3 protein-coding genes and 1 riboswitch are annotated in these 2,314 nt (G+C 69.7%); all 3 genes read left to right on the top strand.

Annotation, left to right across the window (positions count from 1 at the left end):
• Nucleotides 1-527 (top strand): LytR C-terminal domain-containing protein (locus ACOADB_RS20935; protein WP_378603019.1); only part of this gene is annotated, 527 nt, incomplete at its 5' end.
• Nucleotides 528-648: 121 nt separating this feature from the next.
• Complete coding sequence (gene otsB / locus ACOADB_RS20930; protein ID WP_378603016.1) at nt 649-1,491, top strand: trehalose-phosphatase; 843 nt, start codon at nt 649-651, stop codon at nt 1,489-1,491.
• Between the two features lie 77 nt (nt 1,492-1,568).
• Nucleotides 1,569-1,714: riboswitch (SAM riboswitch) on the top strand.
• A 12-nt stretch (nt 1,715-1,726) separates the two neighbouring features.
• Nucleotides 1,727-2,314: threonine synthase (locus ACOADB_RS20925; RefSeq protein ID WP_378603013.1), on the top strand; the 588-nt coding region annotated here is incomplete at its 3' end.

Below are 2,314 nucleotides of genomic sequence, written 5' to 3'. Positions count from 1 at the left end.
GCTGCCGGACGATGGCCTCGCACCGGACCCAGCGCGGCGCCGTCCTCCCGTCCCCGGTGGTGCTGCTCAGCATCCTTGCCGTCGCCCTCGCGGCGATCGCGTTCGTCGCCACCCGCGGCGGCGAGCCCGCCGAGCGTGACATCTCGGCCACCAAGGCGGCCGCGACGCCGACCGACACCGCGACGTCCAAGGACGCTTCGCCGACGCCGACCCCGACGGTCCAGGAGAAGCCGAAGCCCAAGCCGGTGGTTCGCGCCGACCACTCGATCGTCGTCTTCAACAACACCTCGATCAAGGGCCTCGCCGCGCGGGTGTCCGAGAAGGTGAAGGACGCCGGCTGGACGGTCGTCGCCGCTGACAACTGGTACGGCACGGTGCCCGCGACGACGGTCTACTACCCGAAGGGCAAGAAGGCGGCCGCACAGCTGCTCGCCCTCGACCTGGGCGTGGCCCGGATCAAGCCGGCCGACACCGACGCCGACATGAGCGCGACCAACCTGACGCTGATCCTGACCGGCGACCTCTGAGTCAACGGGCCGAGCAGGGCGCCGCCGCCGTGCTGCCGGCTGGCCGCTTCTTTTCGCCGTTTCGGTTGAGATTTCACTCACCCGACACCGGCGCTGACCGTGCGCGTGGTGGGATGGAGTCGTGAGGTTCCATTCGATCGAGGGTGAACAGCGGTACGAAGCCCTGCTTCGTGTCGCTTCGCGCACCGTCGTCGGACTCGACTTCGACGGCACCCTGTCCCCGATCGTGGACGACCCGGCGCAGGCCCACATCCACCCGGACGCACCCGACGTCCTGGTCGAGCTGGCCGAGGAGGTCGCGGCCATAGCGGTCATCACCGGGCGCCCTGCGCGCCAGGCCCTCGACCTCGGCGGGCTCGAGGAGGTCGGCGACATCCTGCAGGCCGCGGGCAAGGAGCTCTTCGTGTTCGGCCAGTACGGCAACGAGCGCTGGAGCTCTGGCCGTCGCCGGATCCTGGGTGCGCGTCCGCCCCGGGGACTGGCGACCTTCGAGAGGGACCTGCCCCGCGCGCTGCGAACGGCGGGCGCTGCCGACGCCTTCGTCGAGGACAAGGGGCTCGCGGTGGCAGTGCACACGCGGCGCCTGCCCGACGCCGATGCCGCCTTCGACCGACTGCTCCCGCCGCTGCGCGAGCTGGCCCGGGTGCACGGACTGGTCCTCGAACCGGGTCGCTCGGTGATCGAGGTCCGCTCGGCGGGCTCCCACAAGGGCATGGTCGTCCAGCGGCTGTCGGCCGTCCTGGACGCCGAGGGCTTCCTGTTCGCAGGTGACGACCTCGGCGACGTCGAGGCGTTCGAGGCGCTCGACGACCTCGAGAAGCAGGGGATGGCGGCGCTGCGCGTCTGCTCCGCGTCGCACGAGGAGAGTGCCCTGATCGGCATGTCGGACGTCGTGGTGCACGGGCCCGCCGGCGTACTCGACCTGCTCCAGACGTTCGCCCGGGACGCCCGCGCACGTCGCTGATCTCACATCGTGGATCTCCGTCTCATCAGTTGGAATCTCGATTCGGCTGCGCCCTCGCCTCCCCCCTACGCTGTACCTGCTCATCCAGAGGGACTGAGGGAACGGCCCTGAGAAGTCCCGGCAACCGCCGCGAACTCCCGGACGTGCCAGCGAAAGCTGATGCGGACGTCGCGGAAACGGTGCCAAATCCGACCGTCGCGAGAGTCGCGCGGGCAGATGAGAAGGAGGATTTCCCATGAGTGTTCTGACCGAGGCAGCTGAAGCCAGCGAGCCGACGAGCAAGCCCGGACTTCGCGACGGCGCCTTCGGGCACGCCACCAACCTGGCCTGTCGCGAGTGCGGCCACCAGGTCGACCTGGGCCCGTTCTATGCGTGTCCGGAGTGCTTCGGCCCGCTGGAGATCGCCTACGACTTCCCGGCCATCACCCGCGAGGAGATCGAGGCCGGCCCGGCCAACATCTGGCGCTACAAGGCGCTGCTGCCGGTCCCGACCGACATCGAGTCCAGCCCCAACACCGAGCCGGGCTACACGCGCCTGCTGAAGGCCGACAACCTCGGCCGCGAGCTCGGCATCACGAACCTGTGGGTGAAGGACGACTCCACCAATCCGACGAACTCCTTCAAGGACCGCGTCGTGGCCTGTGCCCTGAGCGCGGCCCGCGAGCTCGACGCCAAGGTCTTCGCCTGCCCCTCGACGGGCAACCTGGCCAACGCGGTCGCCGCAGCCGGCGCCCGGGCCGGGATCAAGACGGTCGTCTTCATCCCGAGCAACCTCGAGCAGCCCAAGCAGGTCAACTCGGCGATCTTCACCGAGAACCTCGTC

Origin of the sequence: Nocardioides sp. CPCC 206348, from assembly GCF_048654705.1 — a bacterium.
Taxonomy (GTDB): Bacteria; Actinomycetota; Actinomycetes; order Propionibacteriales; family Nocardioidaceae; genus Nocardioides.
The sequence above is the reverse complement of the archived record's forward strand: the minus strand, read 5'-3'. Positions and strand labels throughout refer to the sequence as shown.